The organism is Metabacillus sp. KH_069, assembly GCF_057838075.1.
Genome location: NZ_CM174460.1, coordinates 249,566 through 270,850, shown reverse-complemented (window position 1 = coordinate 270,850; position 21,285 = coordinate 249,566). Strand labels below are relative to the sequence as shown.

Annotated in this window: 17 protein-coding genes, 2 tRNA genes, 2 rRNA genes and 1 pseudogene; 4 read left to right on the top strand and 18 right to left on the bottom strand. The window is 40.7% G+C overall.

Features of this window, described 5'->3' with window-relative positions; all coding sequences use genetic code 11:
* Nucleotides 1-1,050: 1,050 nt before the first annotated feature.
* The 3 genes from AC3ISE_RS01565 to AC3ISE_RS01555 all read right to left on the bottom strand — a co-directional run bounded on the left by AC3ISE_RS01565 (nucleotide 1,051) and on the right by AC3ISE_RS01555 (nucleotide 5,352).
* A complete protein-coding gene (locus AC3ISE_RS01565; RefSeq protein WP_489222780.1) occupies nucleotides 1,051-2,382 on the bottom strand; it encodes a RelA/SpoT domain-containing protein in 1,332 nt (443 codons plus the stop codon).
* Between the two features lie 331 nt (nucleotides 2,383-2,713).
* Nucleotides 2,714-4,324, bottom strand: coding sequence for a hypothetical protein (locus AC3ISE_RS01560; RefSeq protein WP_489222779.1), 1,611 nt, complete (start codon nucleotides 4,322-4,324; stop codon nucleotides 2,714-2,716).
* On the bottom strand, nucleotides 4,315-5,352 hold the full coding sequence (locus tag AC3ISE_RS01555) for a hypothetical protein (RefSeq protein WP_489222778.1): 1,038 nt from the start codon (nucleotides 5,350-5,352) through the stop codon (nucleotides 4,315-4,317). Before AC3ISE_RS01555 ends, AC3ISE_RS01560 begins: the two co-directional genes overlap by 10 nt.
* A gap of 414 nt (nucleotides 5,353-5,766) precedes the next feature.
* Here AC3ISE_RS01555 and AC3ISE_RS01550 point away from each other — a divergent pair, with 414 nt between their 5' ends.
* Entirely contained in the window at nucleotides 5,767-6,309 is a 543-nt protein-coding gene (locus AC3ISE_RS01550; RefSeq protein WP_489222777.1) for a site-specific integrase, read from the top strand.
* A gap of 79 nt (nucleotides 6,310-6,388) precedes the next feature.
* Here AC3ISE_RS01550 and groL read toward each other — a convergent pair whose 3' ends face one another.
* Both groL and groES read right to left on the bottom strand, forming a co-directional pair.
* Nucleotides 6,389-8,017, bottom strand: a complete 1,629-nt coding sequence (groL, locus tag AC3ISE_RS01545; RefSeq protein ID WP_309194664.1) for a chaperonin GroEL — start codon at nucleotides 8,015-8,017, stop codon at nucleotides 6,389-6,391.
* 50 nt (nucleotides 8,018-8,067) lie between these two features.
* Complete coding sequence (gene groES, locus AC3ISE_RS01540) at nucleotides 8,068-8,352, bottom strand: co-chaperone GroES (RefSeq protein WP_489222776.1); 285 nt, start codon at nucleotides 8,350-8,352, stop codon at nucleotides 8,068-8,070.
* A 294-nt stretch (nucleotides 8,353-8,646) separates the two neighbouring features.
* On the opposite strand from groES, the pseudogene AC3ISE_RS01535 reads away from it, so the two are divergent.
* Together AC3ISE_RS01535 and AC3ISE_RS01530 are read left to right on the top strand one after the other, a co-directional pair.
* A pseudogene (locus tag AC3ISE_RS01535) lies at nucleotides 8,647-9,379 on the top strand (CPBP family intramembrane glutamic endopeptidase).
* Nucleotides 9,380-9,381: 2 nt separating this feature from the next.
* Nucleotides 9,382-9,579 carry a YdiK family protein gene (locus AC3ISE_RS01530; RefSeq protein WP_133313875.1) on the top strand — a complete coding sequence of 66 codons (198 nt, stop codon included), beginning with the start codon at nucleotides 9,382-9,384 and terminating at the stop codon, nucleotides 9,577-9,579.
* 27 nt (nucleotides 9,580-9,606) lie between these two features.
* Here the strand turns inward: AC3ISE_RS01530 and tatC are convergent, their stop codons facing one another.
* The 4 genes from tatC to moaC are packed head-to-tail and all read right to left on the bottom strand — an operon-like array spanning nucleotide 9,607 to nucleotide 11,719.
* Nucleotides 9,607-10,356, bottom strand: coding sequence for a twin-arginine translocase subunit TatC (gene tatC, locus AC3ISE_RS01525; protein WP_070875301.1), 750 nt, complete (start codon nucleotides 10,354-10,356; stop codon nucleotides 9,607-9,609).
* A gap of 18 nt (nucleotides 10,357-10,374) precedes the next feature.
* A complete protein-coding gene (locus AC3ISE_RS01520) occupies nucleotides 10,375-10,548 on the bottom strand; it encodes a twin-arginine translocase TatA/TatE family subunit (protein WP_489222775.1) in 174 nt (57 codons plus the stop codon).
* A gap of 17 nt (nucleotides 10,549-10,565) precedes the next feature.
* Complete coding sequence (locus AC3ISE_RS01515; RefSeq protein ID WP_070875293.1) at nucleotides 10,566-11,207, bottom strand: redox-sensing transcriptional repressor Rex; 642 nt, start codon at nucleotides 11,205-11,207, stop codon at nucleotides 10,566-10,568.
* The gene (moaC, locus tag AC3ISE_RS01510) at nucleotides 11,204-11,719 is read right to left on the bottom strand and encodes a cyclic pyranopterin monophosphate synthase MoaC (RefSeq protein WP_489222774.1); all 516 of its coding nucleotides are present in this window, start codon (nucleotides 11,717-11,719) and stop codon (nucleotides 11,204-11,206) included. Before moaC ends, AC3ISE_RS01515 begins: the two co-directional genes overlap by 4 nt.
* Before the next feature lie 153 nt (nucleotides 11,720-11,872).
* On the opposite strand from moaC, the gene AC3ISE_RS01505 reads away from it, so the two are divergent.
* Entirely contained in the window at nucleotides 11,873-13,789 is a 1,917-nt protein-coding gene (locus tag AC3ISE_RS01505; RefSeq protein WP_489222773.1) for an ABC-F family ATP-binding cassette domain-containing protein, read from the top strand.
* A gap of 244 nt (nucleotides 13,790-14,033) precedes the next feature.
* On the opposite strand, the gene tsaD is transcribed toward AC3ISE_RS01505, so the two are convergent.
* The 9 genes from tsaD to AC3ISE_RS01460 all read right to left on the bottom strand — a co-directional run bounded on the left by tsaD (nucleotide 14,034) and on the right by AC3ISE_RS01460 (nucleotide 21,248).
* Entirely contained in the window at nucleotides 14,034-15,053 is a 1,020-nt protein-coding gene (gene tsaD / locus AC3ISE_RS01500) for a tRNA (adenosine(37)-N6)-threonylcarbamoyltransferase complex transferase subunit TsaD (protein WP_489222772.1), read from the bottom strand.
* Nucleotides 15,050-15,511, bottom strand: coding sequence for a ribosomal protein S18-alanine N-acetyltransferase (gene rimI / locus AC3ISE_RS01495; protein ID WP_489222771.1), 462 nt, complete (start codon nucleotides 15,509-15,511; stop codon nucleotides 15,050-15,052). The genes tsaD and rimI overlap by 4 nt, the downstream gene beginning before the upstream one ends.
* Before the next feature lie 13 nt (nucleotides 15,512-15,524).
* On the bottom strand, nucleotides 15,525-16,214 hold the full coding sequence (tsaB, locus tag AC3ISE_RS01490; protein WP_489222770.1) for a tRNA (adenosine(37)-N6)-threonylcarbamoyltransferase complex dimerization subunit type 1 TsaB: 690 nt from the start codon (nucleotides 16,212-16,214) through the stop codon (nucleotides 15,525-15,527).
* On the bottom strand, nucleotides 16,195-16,668 hold the full coding sequence (gene tsaE, locus AC3ISE_RS01485) for a tRNA (adenosine(37)-N6)-threonylcarbamoyltransferase complex ATPase subunit type 1 TsaE (RefSeq protein WP_489222769.1): 474 nt from the start codon (nucleotides 16,666-16,668) through the stop codon (nucleotides 16,195-16,197). The genes tsaB and tsaE overlap by 20 nt, the downstream gene beginning before the upstream one ends.
* A gap of 9 nt (nucleotides 16,669-16,677) precedes the next feature.
* Nucleotides 16,678-17,661, bottom strand: coding sequence for a thiamine-phosphate kinase (gene thiL / locus AC3ISE_RS01480; protein WP_489222768.1), 984 nt, complete (start codon nucleotides 17,659-17,661; stop codon nucleotides 16,678-16,680).
* A gap of 235 nt (nucleotides 17,662-17,896) precedes the next feature.
* Nucleotides 17,897-17,972 (bottom strand) — tRNA-Asp (locus AC3ISE_RS01475).
* A 3-nt stretch (nucleotides 17,973-17,975) separates the two neighbouring features.
* Nucleotides 17,976-18,052, bottom strand: a tRNA-Met gene (locus AC3ISE_RS01470).
* Nucleotides 18,053-18,109: 57 nt separating this feature from the next.
* Nucleotides 18,110-18,225, bottom strand: a 5S ribosomal RNA gene (gene rrf / locus AC3ISE_RS01465).
* Between the two features lie 92 nt (nucleotides 18,226-18,317).
* A 23S ribosomal RNA gene (locus AC3ISE_RS01460) occupies nucleotides 18,318-21,248 on the bottom strand.
* Nucleotides 21,249-21,285 lie beyond the last annotated feature (37 nt).

Genomic DNA, 21,285 nt, shown 5'->3' with positions numbered 1-21,285 from the left:
CGGTTCTTAATTGCATACAACACTTCCATATCACTTTTGTAAAGTACATTATATTCAATTAAAATAAGTGTCTTTTTGCAGTTCTAATAAATTCTTCTCCAAAACTATATGGAAGATATCTTAAGCTGTCATCATGAACCAATGCTTCGACTTCATTCCATTTTTCAATATCTTCTTGAATGAAGACCTGCTCGAGCTTACTGATATCTTCCCTCAATTTTTGTATCTACCAATCATTCTCCAGATCTTTAGAATCAATAAATCGATCATCTAATATGTCATCATATGACTGATTGTAGTATCCATTATAAAAGTATTTGAGGTATTTAAACTCTTCTTTTATCTTCATTCAAAATCTCCTTCGGTTTTTTATCAGATATATATAAAGTTTCTCTCTAGTTATGTTATTCCTCCAAGAGATTACGTCATTAGAACAAAAAAAAAGAGGCTTCCCAAATCCTATTGGGAAGCCTCTCATTTTTCTGATGATAGCAAATTATGCTATCTCAGGTTTTTGGGCAATGATTACATCATGACGCCAATATAGTTTTATACAGTAATATCTTTAACTGAGGTAGAAGAAAGTCCCGTTAAATCAACATTATGCAGGCATAAGGTGTACTATCTTTAACCCTGATTTACTTCGTTAGCAAGTTGTTTGCAATCAATGCTTTGCATTTAACTTGACGTTTCTTAAATGAAGCGGTGCAGATTTTGTTTGCATCGCTTTTAAATCTCCATATGTGTGGAGTATATGTAGCAACACAAGAGACGCTCGGTAATTTTACAACATTTACCTTTAATGTAAATGTACGAATAAAGACGATTATATGACGAAACTTCTGGTTCACTGATGAACCTAATAAACGATATTGCGAACGAATGTCTTAATATATGAGATATGATGTTTGAAAAACAAATTGTGTTAAACCCACGCAACCGCCACTCTACGTATATATCTGAATATAAAAACCGGAAAACAGAACATATTAGCTGTTCCCCCTAAGCATAATATATACATCATAAAATTATTATTGACATCATAACTTGTTATTCCTCTTCTGGTTTATCATCAGTCTCTGTTTTAGTATCTTCAGTCTCTGTTTCTTTTGGATTTTTCGTTACAGAACTATGACCCAAAATTGTTGATTGACCTAACACGGATTTTTCATTAGTAGTATTCACTGCTTTTTTTAATGCACTTTTATCTAATCCACTTAGAGCATTGGATAAGGAACTAACGTTTGCAGTTTGCATTGCTTTTGTTAAAACACTTGTATCTAGTCCACTTAAAGCATTGGATAATGAACTAACATTTGCAGTTTGCATTGCTTTTGTTAAAGCACTTGTATCTAGTCCACTTAAAGCATTGGTTAATGAACCAGCATTTTGTGTTATCAGTGCATTGGAAAGATTACCACTTAGTGCGCCGAGTGCACTTGAAATATTATTTGAAATTGGAGAAGCCAAAGCTCTTGTTAAGGCGCTCATATCCGCTGATCTAAATGAAGATAAATTGACGCTAGTTTTTAACAGATCATCATTAAAATTTTTCTTAATGCCTTCAATTTCACTTAGAGCAGTTTGTTTGTCCTGTTTTTCCATATTAGATTTTTCGACAACTTGTTCTAAATCTTTTATCTGTTTTTCGTAATTTCCAATCATTTCTTGCCAAGTGTTCTTAAGATGATTAATAAATGAAGCCATTTCATCGGAGCTTCCAGCTACTCTATTTAGCATAAGTAGATTTAATTCCAATACTTCTGGTACATCATTGTGTGGATATCTTAGGTGGTGATCAATTTCGCCATAACCTTCTTCAAATATAGTTCTTACCTGAATTTCAGCTATAACCTTTTGATTTGTTGGGCTGAACTCAATTAAATAATGAACAGACCTATATCCTGTTTTTCTTTTGTCGATCTCAACCCCTAATTTGTCAAAAGGCTCAGTACTGTCCCCTTCTCTTACGTTGGCTTTCACCTCAATAACATTCCAAGTTGTAGTAATAAATTTATGTATATCTTGCCAATCTTCCTTAAATATGTGAATAGCCCTAACACCAATTAAATCTGTTATTTCATCTTTATAATTTTCTATAGAAAATTGGAAATCTTTATCTCTAACTTCTTTTCTCTCTTGAGTTTTTCTTATAAGTTTTGCAACCAAATGTTCAGGATCTTTTACACGTGACCTAACTGTATGTACCTTACTATGTCCTCTTAAAACATCCGATATAAAGGCAGCTTGAGTTTCTAAACTCTTTTTAATTTTTATAAAATCATTATATATTCCTTTTAATACATCCCAATCAATATTTTGTTCAATTAGAATTTGTCCATCAATACGATATTTTTTTAGAAACTCATCTTTTTTTAACAATTTCAAACACTCCTAAAACCAAAATAAGAATTCATTTATAAATTTTCAAAATTATTGATATACCTGTATAATCCAAGTGTCTAGCACGCCCCAAATTTTGTAAAATTACGATAAGAAATGGGTAAGTGGCAGGCACCTTTGGAAGGGTTAGTTACCTTCTTTCAAAATTATTTTTGCGACTACTTCCACATGTGTGGAGTGTATGTGGCAACACAAATAATTCTTCTTAAGCACCAAACTCGATGATTCATTAATATATTTACAAAACTCCTGGTATTGTTTTCTGTCAACCTATAAGCACAAGTTGCAGTTTTATAAATTAGTTTTGTGCCTAATCAATTTTAATGGATAAACCTGAAAGTATTTTTTTGAATTCATCGTTGGATGATTTACCAAGTATTTTACTCGGAATATGGTCAGTATAATCAATACTTTTTATAAAACTTATGTCATCATACTTGTTCATTTCTTCAAATTTTAAAGTTGTAGTGAAAATCTTTTGATTGGGTAGTTTTTTATATAAATCTAATACTTTATTTTCTTTATTAGTTGATAAATCTTCAGCCCTAAAAGAATCAACAATTATTGGAAAGGTATGATTTGTGCATTTTTGAAGAGCATACAGCTTAGCAAGATGAAATATAGTTGCTTCGCTACCAGATAATACTTCATCTCGTTTGGTAAATAGGCCCTCTATAATAGCATTACTGCTATGGTCAATGGTAGTATATATTTCTCTTATGAGAGAAGTTATAGATTCTAAAAGTTTCGTTTGTTGTTCTTTCTCCTTTTTTGAGGTTACCTCATATAAATTAATTTGGTCTTTTAGTGCATCTAACTGTGCATCAATTTCTTTTATCCTAGATTCGGCATCTAAAGCATCAGTAGTCTGTGACTTGTAAATGACAATGGTTTCGAGAGAAATGTCGTCGTCAGACATCATTTTTTGCAGTTTTTCTTGTTCCTTATTTATTAATATAATTAATTTCTGTATTTCCTCTTCATAAGAATCTATTTTTTCATTTATTGAATGAATAATTTCATTCCTCATCTCAACTGATGATACGTCAAAGTTAAAAGATTTTTTCTTTGCTGTGCTAAATGAGATATTTGTAGAGCTACAATCCATACACTTCAATTCTCCAACATCAAGAGTTCTATTTAATGAGCGAAGTTCCTTGATAGTTGTTTCCCACCGAATTTTTCTGGTTGCTGAAACATTTCGTTCCTTTCGTAGTTCAGCTATTTTATTACTAATGTTATCAATTAATTTGATTTTTCCATCAAAAGATTCTTTATCACTGATTGAGCTTAAGTAATTCACAGCAGTTTTATTAGATTTTAAAATTTTATTTTGTTTTAAGAGATTTTTTCGTTCCTCTTTCAATACGGAGGTGCGTTTTTCAGCAATTTCTATATCTTCATCGTCTTGATGTATCGAACCCAAATTACAAAGACTGAAAAGCATATTAATAAAGTCAGTCTTGTTATAAAACCCAGAATTTGAAACATTAAAGGTATCCTTTTTATCTTGACCAACAAAAAAAATCTGCAAGAAAAGGACAGGATCTACTATCCTTATCCTCTCCTTTTTGTAAATATGAGGTAACTTAAAAATATGCTTGTTCCAATATCTTTTTAATTCAGATACATTATCAAATATCATTAACTCAGAAGGTGTTTGAAGGACAAAACCGTCGCTTTTTCTACAAATTTTATATGTATCCTTATGTATTTGAAATTCAACAAAATGAAAATAACTTTTATAAAAAAATGACGATGGGAATGTTGGCTCATTTCCTAAAGCATACATAAGCGATTGTATGATTATTGTTTTCCCTTTATTGTTGTCGTCACTAGAAATTATGTTGAAATTCTCAGATAAGGAATCCTCTATAAAGGATTCTTCTGAGTTTCCTACCGCTATCTTTTTTATGAACATTGTTGAATGCCCTCCTTTATAACTGCAATAAAATACTTAACTGAAAGCGTATCAAAATCAGGACAATTATAAATTAATTCTAAATCTATTTTTTTGAACAACTCTTGGACACCATAGGTTGGGTGTTCTATGATTAGAAGGTATATTTGTTCAAATATCTCCCAAAAACTTTGCGCAGCATTTTTATTAAATAGTGCTCTACATAATGTCCTTTGACATTCATCAAGCATATCTTTTTGTTTTTCTGGAGGACATTGGCTTAGTATCGGTGTAAACGGAAATGGTACTCCCATTGATATAGGATCACGATTAATAATTCTTTGCAATGTCATTAGCCTAATTTCATTGTTTGTTAGGTGTCGGTAATAGTTAAGTGCTTCATCACATGTAGAAATAACAATTCCCTCTACTACATGGCCGTTTTTTTTACTAGATTGTTGATCTCGAATCTCATTAAAAATGGAGTTGAGAACAACCTCTTTAGGTATAATGTGAGGGTGATCTTTAATTATTGCTTGCACATAATCGCTCGGCTTTTTGTCGTCAATTACGAATAAAATACTCTTTAAAAAAATATCAATGGAATCATCTGATATCATAGTATTATCAATATAGGTTTTATCCTGACTTTCTTCTTTTAGGCCATCTATTAAATTTTTAAGTGCTTTCTGTTTAATGTTTTCTATGCCAAAGACATTTTTAGCATCATCTATTCTCAGACTACTAGAAACTCCGCCTAAGAAGAGAATATAACTGTCAAAAGTTAAATCACTTAAATAATTTTTATATAGTGTTACTAGTTCTTTACCTATAGCCTTAGGTGATGAACTAGAAGCCCCTTTGGATTGTATGTCCCAAAGTTTAGAAGATGCTCTATCCATACCTGTTAAATCATTAAAAAAATCAATTACAAAATAATGAATTTCATTACTGTCAATGCAGAAATTCATCAAGTAAAGAAGAGCTTTTGTTTCCATATCAGCTCCTGGTTTTTTTAGTTTTTCTGTAGATTTAACCGTATATGCCATAATTTAACCTCTCTACTTCATTTAAGGTATGATTTATTATTTTAGAACTTAATAACCTCTTCTTATTACACTTTGAATTAATCTTTTTTACAATTATATCATTTTCTTCCAACAAAAAACTTAATAAAATGTCATATAACAAACTAAGCAATTACATTTCTAAAGGTTTTAAAGCGTTGTTTTAATATAGACTAAGCACAAAAAATATAAAGCAACACTTGGCGGTTACTTGGTTATTCTTAAAGGTATTAGCGTTGTAATCAAATACATATTAATTAATAAAAGAGGGGTTCGAAAATCTTGTAAAGATTTTCGAACCCCTCTTTTAAGTCCAATGGAAATAACTCTATTAAACACGTTGAGCCTTACCAGAATGATTTTCAAGAAGGCCATCTTACCCTTTCATACACAGGGATGCGTGCTGGTGAACTGGTGGCTCTAAAATGGAAAGACATCGACTTCGAGGAACACACCATCAGTATTACGAAAACGTATTACAATTCGACGAACAAAACGCTGGAATATCAATTAGTACCGCCAAAGACCAGAAAATCTAAAAGGACCATTGTAGTAGATATAGAAGTCATTGCTGCCCTCAAGAAGCACATGCTAGGACAGAAGAAAGTTCAGGAGCACTTTGGAGAATCATATTTGGACGAAGGATACATTTTTGCCAAGAAAGAAAAACAACCTGGCTATCCTATTTTCGTCAAGACCGTAGAAAACAGAATGGCAAGGATGCTAAAGTTGGCTGGCTTAAATTCAGAACTCACTACTCACTCTTTGCGCCATACACATACATCATTATTAGCAGAAGCAAAGGTAGGCTTGGAAGAGATTATGGATCGGTTAGGCCACTGTGATGATGCCACAACGAAAAACGTCTATCTCCACGTAACAAAAGAAATGAAAAAAGAGGCTTCTCACAAGTTTGCACAACTAATGAGAAACCTCTAATTTTAGGAGAGAAATTTTAGCAAGATGTTAGCATTCCACTCCTCACTCTCATAAAACCCTCATATATTTTGGGCAATGATTACATCATGCCGCCCATTCCACCCATGCCGCCCATATCAGGCATTGCAGGAGCGTTTTCTTCAGGCTTGTCAGCAACTACTGCTTCAGTAGTTAAGAACATAGCCGCTACAGATGCAGCGTTTTGAAGAGCTGAACGTGTTACTTTTGTTGGGTCAACGATACCAGCTTCAATCATGTTTACCCATGCGCCAGTTGCAGCGTTGAAGCCAGTTCCTACTTCAGCATGCTTTAGACGCTCAACGATAACTGAGCCTTCAAGACCAGCGTTGTGTGCGATTTGACGTACTGGCTCTTCTAGAGCGCGCAATACGATGTTTACGCCTGTTGCGAAATCGCCTTCGCCTTCTACTGATGCTACTTTGTTGTATACATTTACAAGGGCAGTACCACCGCCTGATACGATACCTTCTTCTACTGCAGCGCGAGTAGAGTTAAGGGCATCTTCAATGCGGAGTTTGCGCTCTTTTAGTTCTGTTTCAGTTGCAGCACCAACTTTGATAACTGCTACACCGCCAGCTAATTTAGCTAGACGTTCTTGTAATTTTTCTTTATCGAACTCAGAAGTTGTTTCTTCTAATTGAGCACGGATTTGTTTTACGCGGCCTGCAATTTTGTCAGACTCTCCAGCACCTTCAACGATTGTTGTGTTTTCTTTTGTCACAACAACTTTAGAAGCGCGGCCAAGTTGAGTGATGTTCGCTGATTTAAGATCTAAGCCTAGATCTTCAGTGATCACTTCTCCGCCAGTAAGAACTGAGATATCTTCAAGCATTGCTTTGCGGCGGTCACCGAATCCAGGAGCCTTAACAGCTACTGCATTGAATGTTCCGCGAAGTTTGTTCACTACTAATGTAGCAAGAGCTTCACCTTCAACATCTTCAGCAATCAATAATAGAGGCTTGCCTTGTTGAACAACTTGCTCTAATACAGGCAGGATCTCTTGAATGTTCGTGATTTTTTTATCAGTGATTAAGATGTATGGGTTGTCAAGGACAGCTTCCATTTTATCTGAATCCGTAACCATGTAAGGAGATGCATATCCGCGGTCGAATTGCATACCTTCAACTACTTCAAGCTCAGTTGTGAAGCCTTTTGATTCTTCGATTGTGATAACGCCGTCGTTTCCAACGCGCTCCATCGCTTCAGCAATCAATTGGCCTACTTCATCGTCAGCAGCAGAAATCGCAGCTACTTGAGCAATTGATTCTTTGCTTTCGATTGGTTTAGAGATCGCTTTTAATTCTTCTGTTGCAATGACAACAGCTTTTTCGATTCCTTTGCGGATCCCCATTGGGTTAGCGCCAGCTGTTACGTTTTTAAGACCTTCGCGGATCATTGCCTGAGCAAGAACTGTTGCAGTTGTTGTTCCATCACCGGCAACATCGTTTGTTTTGCTTGCAACTTCAGCAACAAGCTTTGCACCCATATTTTCGAATGCATCTTCAAGCTCGATTTCTTTTGCAATTGTTACACCGTCATTTGTAATAAGCGGAGAACCGAATTTCTTTTCAAGAACCACGTTGCGTCCTTTTGGTCCAAGCGTAACTTTAACTGCATTAGCAAGTGCATCAACCCCGCGCAGCATTGCGCGGCGAGCGTCTTCACTGAATTTAATGTCTTTAGCCATGTTCCATTACCTCCTAAGAATAATGTTCTATGATATTGGAAATTTATTAATTAGCCGATAACTGCTAAAATGTCGCTTTCGCGTAAGATTAAGTATTCAGAACCCTCATACTTCACTTCTGTACCAGAGTATTTTGAGAAGATGATACGATTGCCTTCTGCAACTTCAAGAGCAACACGCTCACCGTTGTCAAGCACACGACCAGTACCTACTGCCACTACTTTACCTTCTTGCGGTTTTTCTTTCGCACTATCCGGCAGTACGATCCCACTAGCAGTTTTTTCTTCAGATTGTACAAGCTCAATTACGACACGATCACCTAATGGCTTTAACAAGTGAAACAACCTCCTCAAGATTTCATTAATTTAAATTTTCATTTTATTAGCACTCATATGTCTTGAGTGCTAACACAAGTACTATATTATATAATCTCTCATTCAAATTCAAGTAATATGTTAAAAAAAATTGAAATCCTTTTCCTTATCCCGCTTTCACATGTTTCTAGCCGCTTCTGCATACTCTAAAGGCGTTATCCTCCTACATCCGGCCTTATTTATGGTACAATTATGCCTAGCTGAAATTTTGCTTTTACTGACTTAACCATCCGGCAAGTTAAAGGAGTCGTTCATTTGAAGAAAGAATACTGGCTTATTATTTTGACATATATCGTCATGCAGTTTTCAGGCATTCTCGGTATTCCGCTTCTGCTTAAGCTTGGCGTCGGGGATGAAGAATCGATGCGCATGGCGCAGATAACAGCATCAGGCTATTGGACCGTGTTCAGTTTTGCAGGCAGCCTTTGTGATCGTACTTCTTCTCCTGCGAAGCCATTTTAAAAGCAATGATCTAAGGGGCGATGCCGCTCCAGCTGGTCCATCCTTTTTATGGGCTGTAGGCGGAGTGTTCATGGCGCTGTCTGTTCAAGTGATTGCCGCTAATATAGAAATTCAGGTGTTTGGCATTGAAGGTGAATCAGAAAATACAAAGGTCATTATGGAAGTATTGAAGGTAACGCCTTTGCTTATAGTGGTCACTTCCATCATCGGCCCAATCCTGGAAGAAATCATTTTCAGAAAAATTTTATTCGGCGCTTTGTATCAGCGCATGAATTTCTTTTTGTCCGCACTGATCAGTTCGATTGTATTCGCACTTGTTCACGGTGAACCTCAGCATCTTCTTCTTTATGGATCCATGGGGTTTGTGTTTGCTTTTCTATATGTAAAAACGAAGCGCCTCATGGTCCCTATTTTTGCCCATGTTGCGATGAATACGTTTGTTGTCATTCTGCAATCAAACCGGGAGCAGCTTGAGGAAATGATGAAGAAGGCAGAACAAATGCAATTTATTTTTGGAGGCATGTAAGCATGAGAACAAGCCCAATTTCAATGGGAGTCTTTTACTTGGCAATGGGTATTCTGTTTACCTATCTTGCCGTAAACAGTTCAGAAAGCGGGATCTGGTCGTTTCCGACAATTCTGCTAATGTTAATCGCTACGTTTGATCTTGGAGTAGCATTTAGAATGTTCAATCTCTCTTATAAAGTTAAAACGAAGAAAAAATAAAAAGAAGGGGTGATCCTATTAACAGGATCACCCTTCTTTATTTGCTTCTTCAAACTGTGTGCGCTGCGCCTTGCGGTAAGCAAATCTTGAGACAACGATGCTTATCTCATAAAGGATAAACAGCGGTACGGAAACCATGAGATGCGAGACAAGCTCCGGCGGTGTAATCAGCGCTGCAATGACGAGAAGGGCAAAGTACGCATATTTCCTGATTTTCGAGAGGAACATCGGTGTTACGATGCCAAGCCTCGTTAAGAACATGATGACAACCGGAAGCTGAAACAGCAGTCCAAACGGCACTGTCAGCTGAATTAAAAACTGAAAGTATTCGTTGATGCCAATGACTTGATTAATCTCTAAGTCATTGGAGATCCCCTCCATGAAATCCACGACAAATGGAAAGAGCAAAAAGTACGAGAAGCTGATGCCGGCAAGAAACAGTCCAATGGAGATTGGAATATAGCTCAGCGTGACCCGTCTTTCTTTTTCATAGAGACCTGGACTAATGAATGCCCACAGCTGATAAAGAATAATTGGAGATGTAATAATAAATGCAATGATAAACGCGAATTGCATATAGACCATAAGCGGATCGGTCATTCGGAATGAATTCAGCGTTAAGTTCTGTGCTTCATTCGTATGCTGTAAATAGATGATAATCGGCTTTGCTAACAAAAAGCCTGCAATCACAGAGATGAAAAGGAAAAAAACCGTAATGATCAGCCTTTTCCTCAGCTCGGCAATGTGATCGTAAACCGACATTTCGTTTTGTTTCATGACAGCTTTCATCCTATCTTACTTCTCTTCTTTCTTTTTATCTTCATCATCCGAGAGACCCTTCGTTGCATGCTTAAATTCACGCAATGAATTTCCGACCGCTTTTCCAAGCTCCGGCAGTTTCTTTGGCCCGAAGATTAAAAGTGCAGCAAAAACAATCAGCAATAAACTTCCAAAACCGATAGTAGGCATATCATTCACCTCAATTCTTAAGCGTTAGGATAGTGTTTCAAAAAGTACACGAGTGATTGCAGTTCTACTGCAAGATCAATATGATGAATTCGTATTTCCTCGGGTACATTTAACCGTGCCGGAGTAAAATTCAGAATCCCTTTAATTCCTTTTGCAATCAGCCTGTCTGTAATGGGCTGGGCAGCCTGTGCCGGAACCGTTAAAATCGCCACGGTCACATCATCAGGAAGGTGTTCCTCAAGATCATCCAGATTATAAATAGGCACATCTCCGATTTCAGTGCCGATCTTTTTCTCATCGACATCAAAGGCAAGTGAGATTAACGTATTATTATTCTTAGTAAAATTATAATGCAAAAAGGCTGTGCCTAGATTACCGACACCTATCAAGGTAACTTTTGTCACTTCGTCCTGATCGAGCGTTTTTCTGAAAAAAGACAGAAGATAATTAACATTATACCCATATCCCTTTTTGCCAAGGGCTCCAAAGTAAGAAAAATCCCTGCGGATCGTTGCAGAATCCACTTTTACCGCATCGCTCAGCTCTGCTGAAGATACACGCTGTTTCCCTGATGCATGAAGATTCTTTAAAAAACGATAGTATAAAGGCAAGCGCTTAGCAGTAGCTTGCGGAATTTTCGATTGTTCGATGTTGTTCACATTCTATCCCCCACATTCAAAGCTACATCTTCGTCTCGTGTATAATCTCCGCTTTTCCCGCCCGTTTTTACAGATAAATAGGCAGGTCCGATGATTAACCCTTTATCAAGTGCTTTACACATATCATACACGGTCAGGGCACAGACTGAAGCGGAAGTTAGCGCTTCCATTTCCACACCTGTACTTCCTGTTGTTTTCACAGACGCAGCAATCATCAGATGGAAAAGATCGTTCTCTTTTTTCCATTGGAATTCAATATCAATTCCCTTAAGCGGAATCGGGTGGCACATTGGAATGATGTTCCATGTGTTTTTGGCAGCCATGATGCCTGCTACCTGGGCAACAGCCAGCACGTCCCCTTTTTGGAGCTTATTATTTACAATTTGTTCATATACATGTTCTTTCATGACAACGCTTGAAACAGCCACAGCGGTGCGCACAGAATCATGCTTGTTTGATATATCAACCATCTTGGCTCTGCCCTGCTGGTTAAAATGAGTAAAATTTGACATCTTTTAACGCCCCTCATACTAGACTATACACTATTTTTACAAATCTGTCTTTTTACTTATTGTGACAAATGTCTGCCCCTTGAAAGCTACAATCATTGCGGCTCTCTCTTCTATAAGCTACACTTAAACTATCATAGCCTGAGGTGAAAATACATGATTTTGCTACAAATTAACCAGCTGACGAAATATTTTGCAGCTGATCTTATATTATCGAATATCAAACTTGAAGTTCAAACAAGGGATAGAATTGCTCTTGTCGGCCGAAACGGGGCCGGAAAATCAACCCTGCTCAAAATTATTGCAGGTCAGCTTTCTTACGAATCCGGAGAGATTATCAAGCCAAAAGGTGTCTCAATCGGGTACCTTGCGCAGGATACGGGTCTCGAATCCAGTCTATCGATTTGGGATGAAATGGTTTCTGTGTTTCAGTTTTTAAAAGATATGGAACAATCCATGCGTGATCTTGAGCTAAAAATGGCCAATACAGATCCCGCACAGCGCGAATTTGACCAATACTTGAAAGAATACGACCGTCTGCAAATTGAATTTAAAGAAAAAGGCGGCTATCAATATGAAGCGGATATCCGCTCAGTACTCCACGGGCTGGGTTTCGCGGAATTCGATGTCTCTTCTCCTATCGAGCGTCTGAGCGGAGGCCAGAAAACGCGTCTGGCACTTGGCAAGCTGCTTTTAACAAGCCCTGACTTATTAGTGCTGGATGAGCCGACGAACCATCTGGATATAGAAACACTTTCCTGGCTCGAGCAATATCTGCAAAGCTACAGCGGAGCGATTTTAATCGTTTCCCATGACCGCTATTTTCTAGATAAAGTCGTAAACCAGGTCTACGAAATTTCGAGAAACACCAGTATTAAATATGCAGGAAACTACAGCCGCTACTTAGAGCAAAGCGCAGAAAACTATGAGCGTGAATTAAAACTCTTCGAAAAACAGCAGGATGAAGTGGCAAAGCTGAAAGATTTCATCCAAAAGAATATGGCCAGAGCGTCTACTACAAAACGCGCTCAAAGCCGCAGAAAAAAACTGGACCGCATGGAACTGATGGACAGGCCTCTAGGAGATGAAAAATCAGCTCACTTCCGTTTTGATATTGAAAGACAAAGCGGCAATGATGTGCTGAAAGCCAAAGATATAGCCGTTTCATATGATGGTGTGCAGCCAATCATCTCAAACGTTTCTTTTTCCATCTCAAGAGGTGACAGCATTGCTCTTGTCGGTCCAAATGGAATAGGCAAATCTACGCTTCTAAAAACAATCATTGATAAGATGGCTCCATTTAAAGGAGCATTTGAAATAGGTTCAGGAGTGAAAATCGGTTATTACGATCAGGAGCAGGCAAATTTAACTTCAAACAAACGCGTGCTTGATGAATTGTGGGATGAATATCCAATGCTTGCTGAAAAAGAAATCCGTACCGTACTCGGCAATTTTCTATTTTCAGGCGACGATGTTTTAAAGAATGTATCTACTTTAAGCGGAGGGCAAAAAGCACGGCTAGCTCTTGCCAAGCTTATGCTGCAAAAGGCAAATCTGCTCATCCTTGACGAACCGACAAACCATCTCGATCTTGACAGTAAAGAAGTTCTGGAAAATGCCCTGATTGATTATCCAGGCACAATCCTATTTGTTTCCCATGACCGATATTTCATTAATCGCATTGCGACCAAAGTATATGAACTATCAGCAAACGGCGTCTATGAATATCTGGGCGACTATGATTATTATCAAACTAAAAAGGCAGAACAGCTGGAGCTTGCAGCACTTGATGCAGTTCCTGATTTGAAGCCTAAAGAAAATCAAAACAAGCTATCCTATGAACAAGATAAAGAAGCAAAAAAACTGGCAAGACAAAAACAAAGAAGACTGCAGGAAGTAGAAGAGCGAATCTCATTCGTTGAACAGCAGATCGAGAAGAATGAAGAGCTGTTATGTGATCCGGAGATTTATCAAAACCATACGAAAGTGCAGGAAATCAACACGGAAAACGATGGTTATCAACAAGAACTCGAACATTTAATGAATGAATGGGAACAGCTTCAAGAGGATTAACAGCTTATACACATATTTCATGAATCAAAAAAAACTCAGTGCCGATGATAGCACTGAGTTTTTTAGTTATCCACATAAGGAAATCTTATTTTATAAGGTTTTCACTCTTTTATTCACATTATCCACAAAATAGCGCTTTTTTATCCACATTGTCCACAGGTTATCCAATGCTTATTCCACAAGCTTTTCTAAAAGCGAAATAATGTTATTAGACTGCATGTGGATAACATGTTAATACAACATATTAACTAGGCAGTTCCAGTCCAGGGTTCGCATTCATTCTCAAATTGCCTCTGTGTCCCTTTGCAAAAAGGACGCTTCCAGCAGCAGCAATCATCGCTGCATTGTCTGTACAAAGAGATAATGGCGGAATCAGCAGCTCTACATCCTGAAATTCTTTAAACTTCTCTTCTAAAGCAGCCCTTAAACCGCGATTGGCTGCTACACCTCCAGCAAGAAGAACCTGCTTTACCTTGTATTTCTCAGATGCTGATGCTGTCTTTGTGACAAGAACATCGATAACGCTCGCCTGAAAGCTTGCCGCTAAATCATTGGGATCAATGACTTCACCCCGCTGCTCTGCATTGTGAAGAGTATTGATGACAGCTGATTTCAAGCCGCTGAAGCTGAAGTTGTAAGAATCCGGCTCAAGCCAGGCTCTCGGTAAATTGATGACAGGAGATCCTTCCGCTGCCATCCGGTCTATATGAGGTCCCCCAGGATAAGGCAGATGAAGCGTTCTTGCCACTTTGTCATACGCTTCTCCTGCAGCATCATCAAGTGTTTCTCCAATTACTTCAAATGATCCATGTTCTTTCATATAAACAAGTTCAGTATGTCCCCCGGATACAACAAGCGAAAGTAAAGGAAACTGCAGTTCCGAGATCAGCTGGTTTGCATAGATATGACCGGCAATATGATGAACGCCTATTAATGGCAGCTGGTGGGCAAATGCCAGCGCTTTTGCCGCATTGACTCCAATCAATAGCGCTCCAACAAGTCCCGGTCCTTCCGTAACTGCGATGGCATCCAGGTCTTTAAATGTCATTTCAGCCTGCTGCATCGCTTCTTCAAGCACAAGTGTCAGCTGCTCAACATGATGTCTTGATGCGATCTCAGGTACAACGCCTCCAAAACGTTTATGGCTTTCAATTTGAGAAGCAACAACATTCGAAATGATTTCCCGTCCGTTTTTCACAATCGATACAGCCGTTTCATCACAGCTCGTCTCGATTCCTAATATATATTGATCTTTTCCAGTCATTTTAAATTCACCCACATTACTAACGCATCTTCCCCGTTATCAGTATAATACCGTTTTCTAATTCCGCCGGGCTGAAAACCGAGCTTCGTGTACAAAGATTGTGCGACATGATTTGAGACTCGTACTTCTAGAGAAATTTTCCCTGCACCATATTCCTTTGCCATTCCAATTGCCTGTTTCAGCAATGTTTCACCAATCTTATTCCCTCTATAGTCCGGCAATACGGCAATATTCGTTACTTGAGCCTCATCCATAATGATCCACAGTCCGCAATAGCCGATAATTTTCTGGTCAAATTCTACAATAAGATATTTGGCAAAATGATTTTGAGTCAATTCATTGTGAAAGGATTCCTTCAGCCAAGGTGTTGCAAAGGATTGCGTTTCAATTTCATAAACAGCATCAATGTCATCTACATTCATAAGCCTGATCCTGATTGTATCCTGTTCCTGCTTCAACCTTCTCACCCACTTATTTCTGTTGTTCGAGCCACTTTACTTCCGCCTCTGCTAAACGGATATAGTTCGGCACGAAGGTATGTATATCCACGGGCTCTTTCATCAAGCCGATTTTTCCAAGCATGGCCGGTCTTGGATTATGCTCGGTCATACTTGCAATCACTGCCTGATCACCAAGCACTTCAATGATTAACTCCTGATGCAGGCTAACATCATTCCCGATGAAAAGAATTTGCTTCTCTTCCTTTTTTAACTCTAAAAGCCAATCTGAAAGCAGGAGATTTTGATCGTTTCTTCTATTTATAAGCTCCCCATCTGCATACTCATACAAGCCTGTATACACCTGACCGCGCCGGGCATCAAAAATCGGACAGATAAAACCATTAAAATAGCTTCCGCCAGCTGCAAGCACCTCAAGACTTGAAACACTGGCAAGGGGAATGTTTAACGTCCATGCAAGTGTTTTAGCAATGCTGACACCAATTCTGAGGCCGGTATAAGATCCAGGACCTCCCGCAACAATGACACGATCCAGTTCACCAGGCGTGAGTCCGCATTCCTGCATAAGCCATTCCACAGCAGGCATTGCCCGGACCGAATGATTCTGCTTAATGTTTGTTACATATTCACCAATCACTTTGGTATCTTCCACTATGGCCACACCAAGCGTCAAATTGGACGTATCAATCGCGATTGCTTTCATCTATAAGCTCCTTACATAAACCAATATAGTGATCCCCGATAGGTTCAAAGATAATTTCGCGGGACTCATTTTCCACACGAAGAATACGAATATCAAGACGATCTGGAGGAAGCTGCTCCTGAATAAGATGTGCCCATTCAACCACTGTGACACCTTCTCCTTCAAAAAACTCATCAAAACCTAAATCCTCTTCGCTGTCTTCCATTCTGTACACATCCATGTGATAAAGAGGCAGTCTCCCGTCCCTGTATTCCTTCATAATCGTAAATGTCGGACTGTTTACGTTTTTTTGGATCCCCATTCCTTTTGCTAAACCCTTTGTAAACGTAGTTTTCCCGGCTCCCAAATCGCCTTCTAATGTAATCACATCTCCAGGATTCACAAGTTCACCAAGCCTGACGGCAAGCTTCGTTGTTACCTCAGGGCTATTTGTTCTCACTGTATGCTTCGTCATATACTCACCTTACTTAAAATGATTGTATCCAGATTTTTCGAGCTTCGTTTTCTTTCCATTATGCAGAAGCAGCACCTCGGATGAGCCTGCTTCTACATGCCCAATCCTTGTTAGAGAAATGCCTTCTTCGCTGCACTTCTTTTGAAGAAGATCAAATACTGCGGGAGGAACCGTACCAACCAGCTCAAAATCTTCTCCCCCATATAAAATCCATTCATCGAGCTGCTCAGAATGTAAAGAGCGCAGAGAATCACTGAGTGGAACGCGGTCTTTTTCTATGACCATTTTAACACAGCTTGCCTCGCATAATTCATTTAGTTCACTTGCAAGACCGTCACTGATATCATTCAATGAAATGCGCTCAGCGAAAGACATAAGCTGCCCTGCTTTAACCTGCGGCACTGGACGCTTATGGCGATTCACAAGAAATGCAGAATCGTTTTCTTCATGAACGGAGAGGTTTCCAAGCAGAATCTGAAGCCCTGCAGCTGAGTCACCAATTGTGCCTGTTACAAATACCGCATCACCTGGACGTGCATCCTTCCTCAAACGCTGTTTCCCTCGCTGAACTTCTCCTATGACCGTAACCGTAATCACAAGCTTATCTGAGGTTGAAACCGTATCCCCGCCAATCAGATCCATGTGGTATAACGCAGCGATCTCATCCATCCCTCCATAGATCTCCACTAATTCCTCTTCAGACCAGGTTTTAGGCACAGCAATGGTGACAAGATAATACTTTGGAACACCGCCCATAGCTGCTACGTCACTGATATTCACAGCCACAGCTTTATAGCCGATATCCTTTGGGGAAGAAACATCCTTCAGAAAATGAATACCTTCTGTCATTGTATCTGCACAAACAATTTCCAAATAATTGGCTTTTGCTCTATACAGAGCAGCATCATCCCCTATGCCTTCTATTAATTCCGGCTGGCGATTCTTGTTTTGGCTGATTTTATCTATAAAATGAAATTCATCTTCAATGGCCATTTGCAGCACCGCCTTTTCTCTCATAAAAGTCAGATGCAGCTTTAGACAGTCTGCTACCTGAAAAAATCAATGGAAAGACTTATAAAAAAACCTTAGAACCCTGCAGTTCTAAGGACCGTTCCCTGTTATCAAGTGTATCGCATCTAACTAGTTTGTCCAAGTTTCATTAACAGTCTACCCTAAAAAATGCATAAAAAAAACGAAACACGTAGTTTCGTTGTCGTTTATGTAATAATGGCGGTCCCGACCGGGATCGAACCGGCGATCTCCTGCGTGACAGGCAGGCATGTTAACCGCTACACCACGGGACCATTTGGTTGCGGGGACAGGATTTGAACCTGCGACCTTCGGGTTATGAGCCCGACGAGCTACCAGACTGCTCCACCCCGCGATAATAATAAATATCTTTGAGCTTTTATGCTCATTGATAAAATATATAATTGATACTGCCTGGCAACGTCCTACTCTCACAGGGGGAAACCCCCAACTACCATCGGCGCTAAAGAGCTTAACTTCCGTGTTCGGCATGGGAACGGGTGTGACCTCTTTGCCATCATCACCAGACAATATGCAATTGATTAGAAAGAATGTTATTCTTTCAAAACTAAATAACGTTTGATAACAAGTTTCACTTAAATATTACACTTTATTAGACTGTGGTTAAGTCCTCGAACGATTAGTATCTGTCAGCTCCACACGTCACCGCGCTTCCACCTCAGACCTATCAACCTGATCATCTTTCAGGGTTCTTACTCACTTACGTGATGGGAAATCTCATCTTGAGGGGGGCTTCATGCTTAGATGCTTTCAGCACTTATCCCTTCCGCACATAGCTACCCAGCGATGCCTTTGGCAAGACAACTGGTACACCAGCGGTGCGTCCATCCCGGTCCTCTCGTACTAAGGACAGCTCCTCTCAAATTTCCTGCGCCCACGACGGATAGGGACCGAACTGTCTCACGACGTTCTGAACCCAGCTCGCGTACCGCTTTAATGGGCGAACAGCCCAACCCTTGGGACCGACTACAGCCCCAGGATGCGATGAGCCGACATCGAGGTGCCAAACCTCCCCGTCGATGTGGACTCTTGGGGGAGATAAGCCTGTTATCCCCGGGGTAGCTTTTATCCGTTGAGCGATGGCCCTTCCATGCGGAACCACCGGATCACTAAGCCCGACTTTCGTCCCTGCTCGACTTGTAGGTCTCGCAGTCAAGCTCCCTTGTGCCTTTACACTCTGCGAATGATTTCCAACCATTCTGAGGGAACCTTTGGGCGCCTCCGTTACATTTTAGGAGGCGACCGCCCCAGTCAAACTGCCCACCTGACACTGTCTCCCAGCCCGATCAGGGCTGTGGGTTAGAATTTCAATACAGCAAGGGTAGTATCCCACCAATGCCTCCACCGAAGCTGGCGCTCCGGTTTCCAAGGCTCCTACCTATCCTGTACAAGCTGTACCAAAATTCAATATCAGGCTACAGTAAAGCTCCACGGGGTCTTTCCGTCCTGTCGCGGGTAACCTGCATCTTCACAGGTACTATAATTTCACCGAGTCTCTCGTTGAGACAGTGCCCAGATCGTTACGCCTTTCGTGCGGGTCGGAACTTACCCGACAAGGAATTTCGCTACCTTAGGACCGTTATAGTTACGGCCGCCGTTTACTGGGGCTTCGGTTCAAAGCTTCGCTTGCGCTAACCTCTCCCCTTAACCTTCCAGCACCGGGCAGGCGTCAGCCCCTATACTTCGCCTTGCGGCTTCGCAGAGACCTGTGTTTTTGCTAAACAGTCGCCTGGGCCTATTCACTGCGGCTTTTCAGGGCTATGAACCCTAAAAAGCACCCCTTCTCCCGAAGTTACGGGGTCATTTTGCCGAGTTCCTTAACGAGAGTTCTCTCGCTCACCTTAGGATTCTCTCCTCGCCTACCTGTGTCGGTTTGCGGTACGGGCACCTCTCACCTCGCTAGAGGCTTTTCTTGGCAGTGTGGAATCAGGAACTTCGGTACTAAATTTCCCTCGCCATCACAGCTCAGCCTTATATGAGAAGCGGATTTGCCTACTTCTCAGCCTAACTGCTTGGACGCGCATATCCAACAGCGCGCTTGCCCTATCCTCCTGCGTCCCCCCATTGCTCAAATGGTGAGGAGGTGGTACAGGAATATCAACCTGTTGTCCATCGCCTACGCCTTTCGGCCTCGGCTTAGGTCCCGACTAACCCTGAGCGGACGAGCCTTCCTCAGGAAACCTTAGGCATTCGGTGGAGGGGATTCTCACCCCTCTTTCGCTACTCATACCGGCATTCTCACTTCTAAGCGCTCCACCAGTCCTTACGGTCTAGCTTCAACGCCCTTAGAACGCTCTCCTACCACTGTTCGTAAGAACAGTCCACAGCTTCGGTGATACGTTTAGCCCCGGTACATTTTCGGCGCAGAGTCACTCGACCAGTGAGCTATTACGCACTCTTTAAATGGTGGCTGCTTCTAAGCCAACATCCTGGTTGTCTAAGCAACTCCACATCCTTTTCCACTTAACGTATACTTTGGGACCTTAGCTGGTGGTCTGGGCTGTTTCCCTCTTGACTACGGATCTTATCACTCGCAGTCTGACTCCCAAGGAGCAAGTCTTTGGCATTCGGAGTTTGACTGAATTCGGTAACCCGATGAGGGCCCCTAGTCCAATCAGTGCTCTACCTCCAAGACTCTCATACTTGAGGCTAGCCCTAAAGCTATTTCGGAGAGAACCAGCTATCTCCAGGTTCGATTGGAATTTCTCCGCTACCCACACCTCATCCCCGCACTTTTCAACGTGCGTGGGTTCGGGCCTCCATTCAGTGTTACCTGAACTTCACCCTGGACATGGGTAGATCACCTGGTTTCGGGTCTACGACCACGTACTAAAACGCCCTATTCAGACTCGCTTTCGCTGCGGCTCCGTCTCTTCAACTTAACCTTGCACGGGATCGTAACTCGCCGGTTCATTCTACAAAAGGCACGCCATCACCCATTAACGGGCTCTGACTACTTGTAAGCACACGGTTTCAGGATCTTTTCACTCCCCTTCCGGGGTGCTTTTCACCTTTCCCTCACGGTACTGGTTCACTATCGGTCACTAGGGAGTATTTAGCCTTGGGAGATGGTCCTCCCTGCTTCCGACGGGATTTCTCGTGTCCCGCCGTACTCAGGATCCACTCTGGAGGGAACGAAGTTTCGACTACAGGGTTTTTACCTTCTCTGACGGACCTTTCCAGGTCGCTTCATCTACCCCGTTCCTTTGTAACTCCGTATAGAGTGTCCTACAACCCCAAGAGGCAAGCCTCTTGGTTTGGGCTAATTCCGTTTCGCTCGCCGCTACTTGGGAAATCGCGTTTGCTTTCTCTTCCTCCGGGTACTTAGATGTTTCAGTTCCCCGGGTCTGCCTTCAATATCCTATGTATTCAGATAAAGATACTGTTCCATTACGAACAGTGGGTTTCCCCATTCGGAAATCTCTGGATCAAAGCTTACTTACAGCTCCCCAAAGCATATCGGTGTTAGTCCCGTCCTTCATCGGCTCCTAGTGCCAAGGCATCCACCGTGCGCCCTTCATAACTTAACCTAAATGGTCAGCCGCATCTAAGATACGTTTCGCATTT

Excerpts from the sequence above, each read along its gene's own strand:
- AC3ISE_RS01560 (WP_489222779.1), bottom strand. The coding sequence starts at position 4,324 with ATGTTCATAAAAAAGATAGCGGTAGGAAACTCAGAAGAATCCTTTATA.
- AC3ISE_RS01555 (WP_489222778.1), bottom strand. The coding sequence starts at position 5,352 with ATGGCATATACGGTTAAATCTACAGAAAAACTAAAAAAACCAGGAGCT.
- AC3ISE_RS01550 (WP_489222777.1), top strand. The coding sequence starts at position 5,767 with ATGCGTGCTGGTGAACTGGTGGCTCTAAAATGGAAAGACATCGACTTC.
- groL (WP_309194664.1), bottom strand. The coding sequence starts at position 8,017 with ATGGCTAAAGACATTAAATTCAGTGAAGACGCTCGCCGCGCAATGCTG.
- AC3ISE_RS01530 (WP_133313875.1), top strand. The coding sequence starts at position 9,382 with ATGAGAACAAGCCCAATTTCAATGGGAGTCTTTTACTTGGCAATGGGT.
- tatC (WP_070875301.1), bottom strand. The coding sequence starts at position 10,356 with ATGAAACAAAACGAAATGTCGGTTTACGATCACATTGCCGAGCTGAGG.
- AC3ISE_RS01520 (WP_489222775.1), bottom strand. The coding sequence starts at position 10,548 with ATGCCTACTATCGGTTTTGGAAGTTTATTGCTGATTGTTTTTGCTGCA.
- moaC (WP_489222774.1), bottom strand. The coding sequence starts at position 11,719 with ATGTCAAATTTTACTCATTTTAACCAGCAGGGCAGAGCCAAGATGGTT.
- AC3ISE_RS01505 (WP_489222773.1), top strand. The coding sequence starts at position 11,873 with ATGATTTTGCTACAAATTAACCAGCTGACGAAATATTTTGCAGCTGAT.
- tsaD (WP_489222772.1), bottom strand. The coding sequence starts at position 15,053 with ATGACTGGAAAAGATCAATATATATTAGGAATCGAGACGAGCTGTGAT.
- tsaB (WP_489222770.1), bottom strand. The coding sequence starts at position 16,214 with ATGAAAGCAATCGCGATTGATACGTCCAATTTGACGCTTGGTGTGGCC.
- tsaE (WP_489222769.1), bottom strand. The coding sequence starts at position 16,668 with ATGACGAAGCATACAGTGAGAACAAATAGCCCTGAGGTAACAACGAAG.
- thiL (WP_489222768.1), bottom strand. The coding sequence starts at position 17,661 with ATGGCCATTGAAGATGAATTTCATTTTATAGATAAAATCAGCCAAAAC.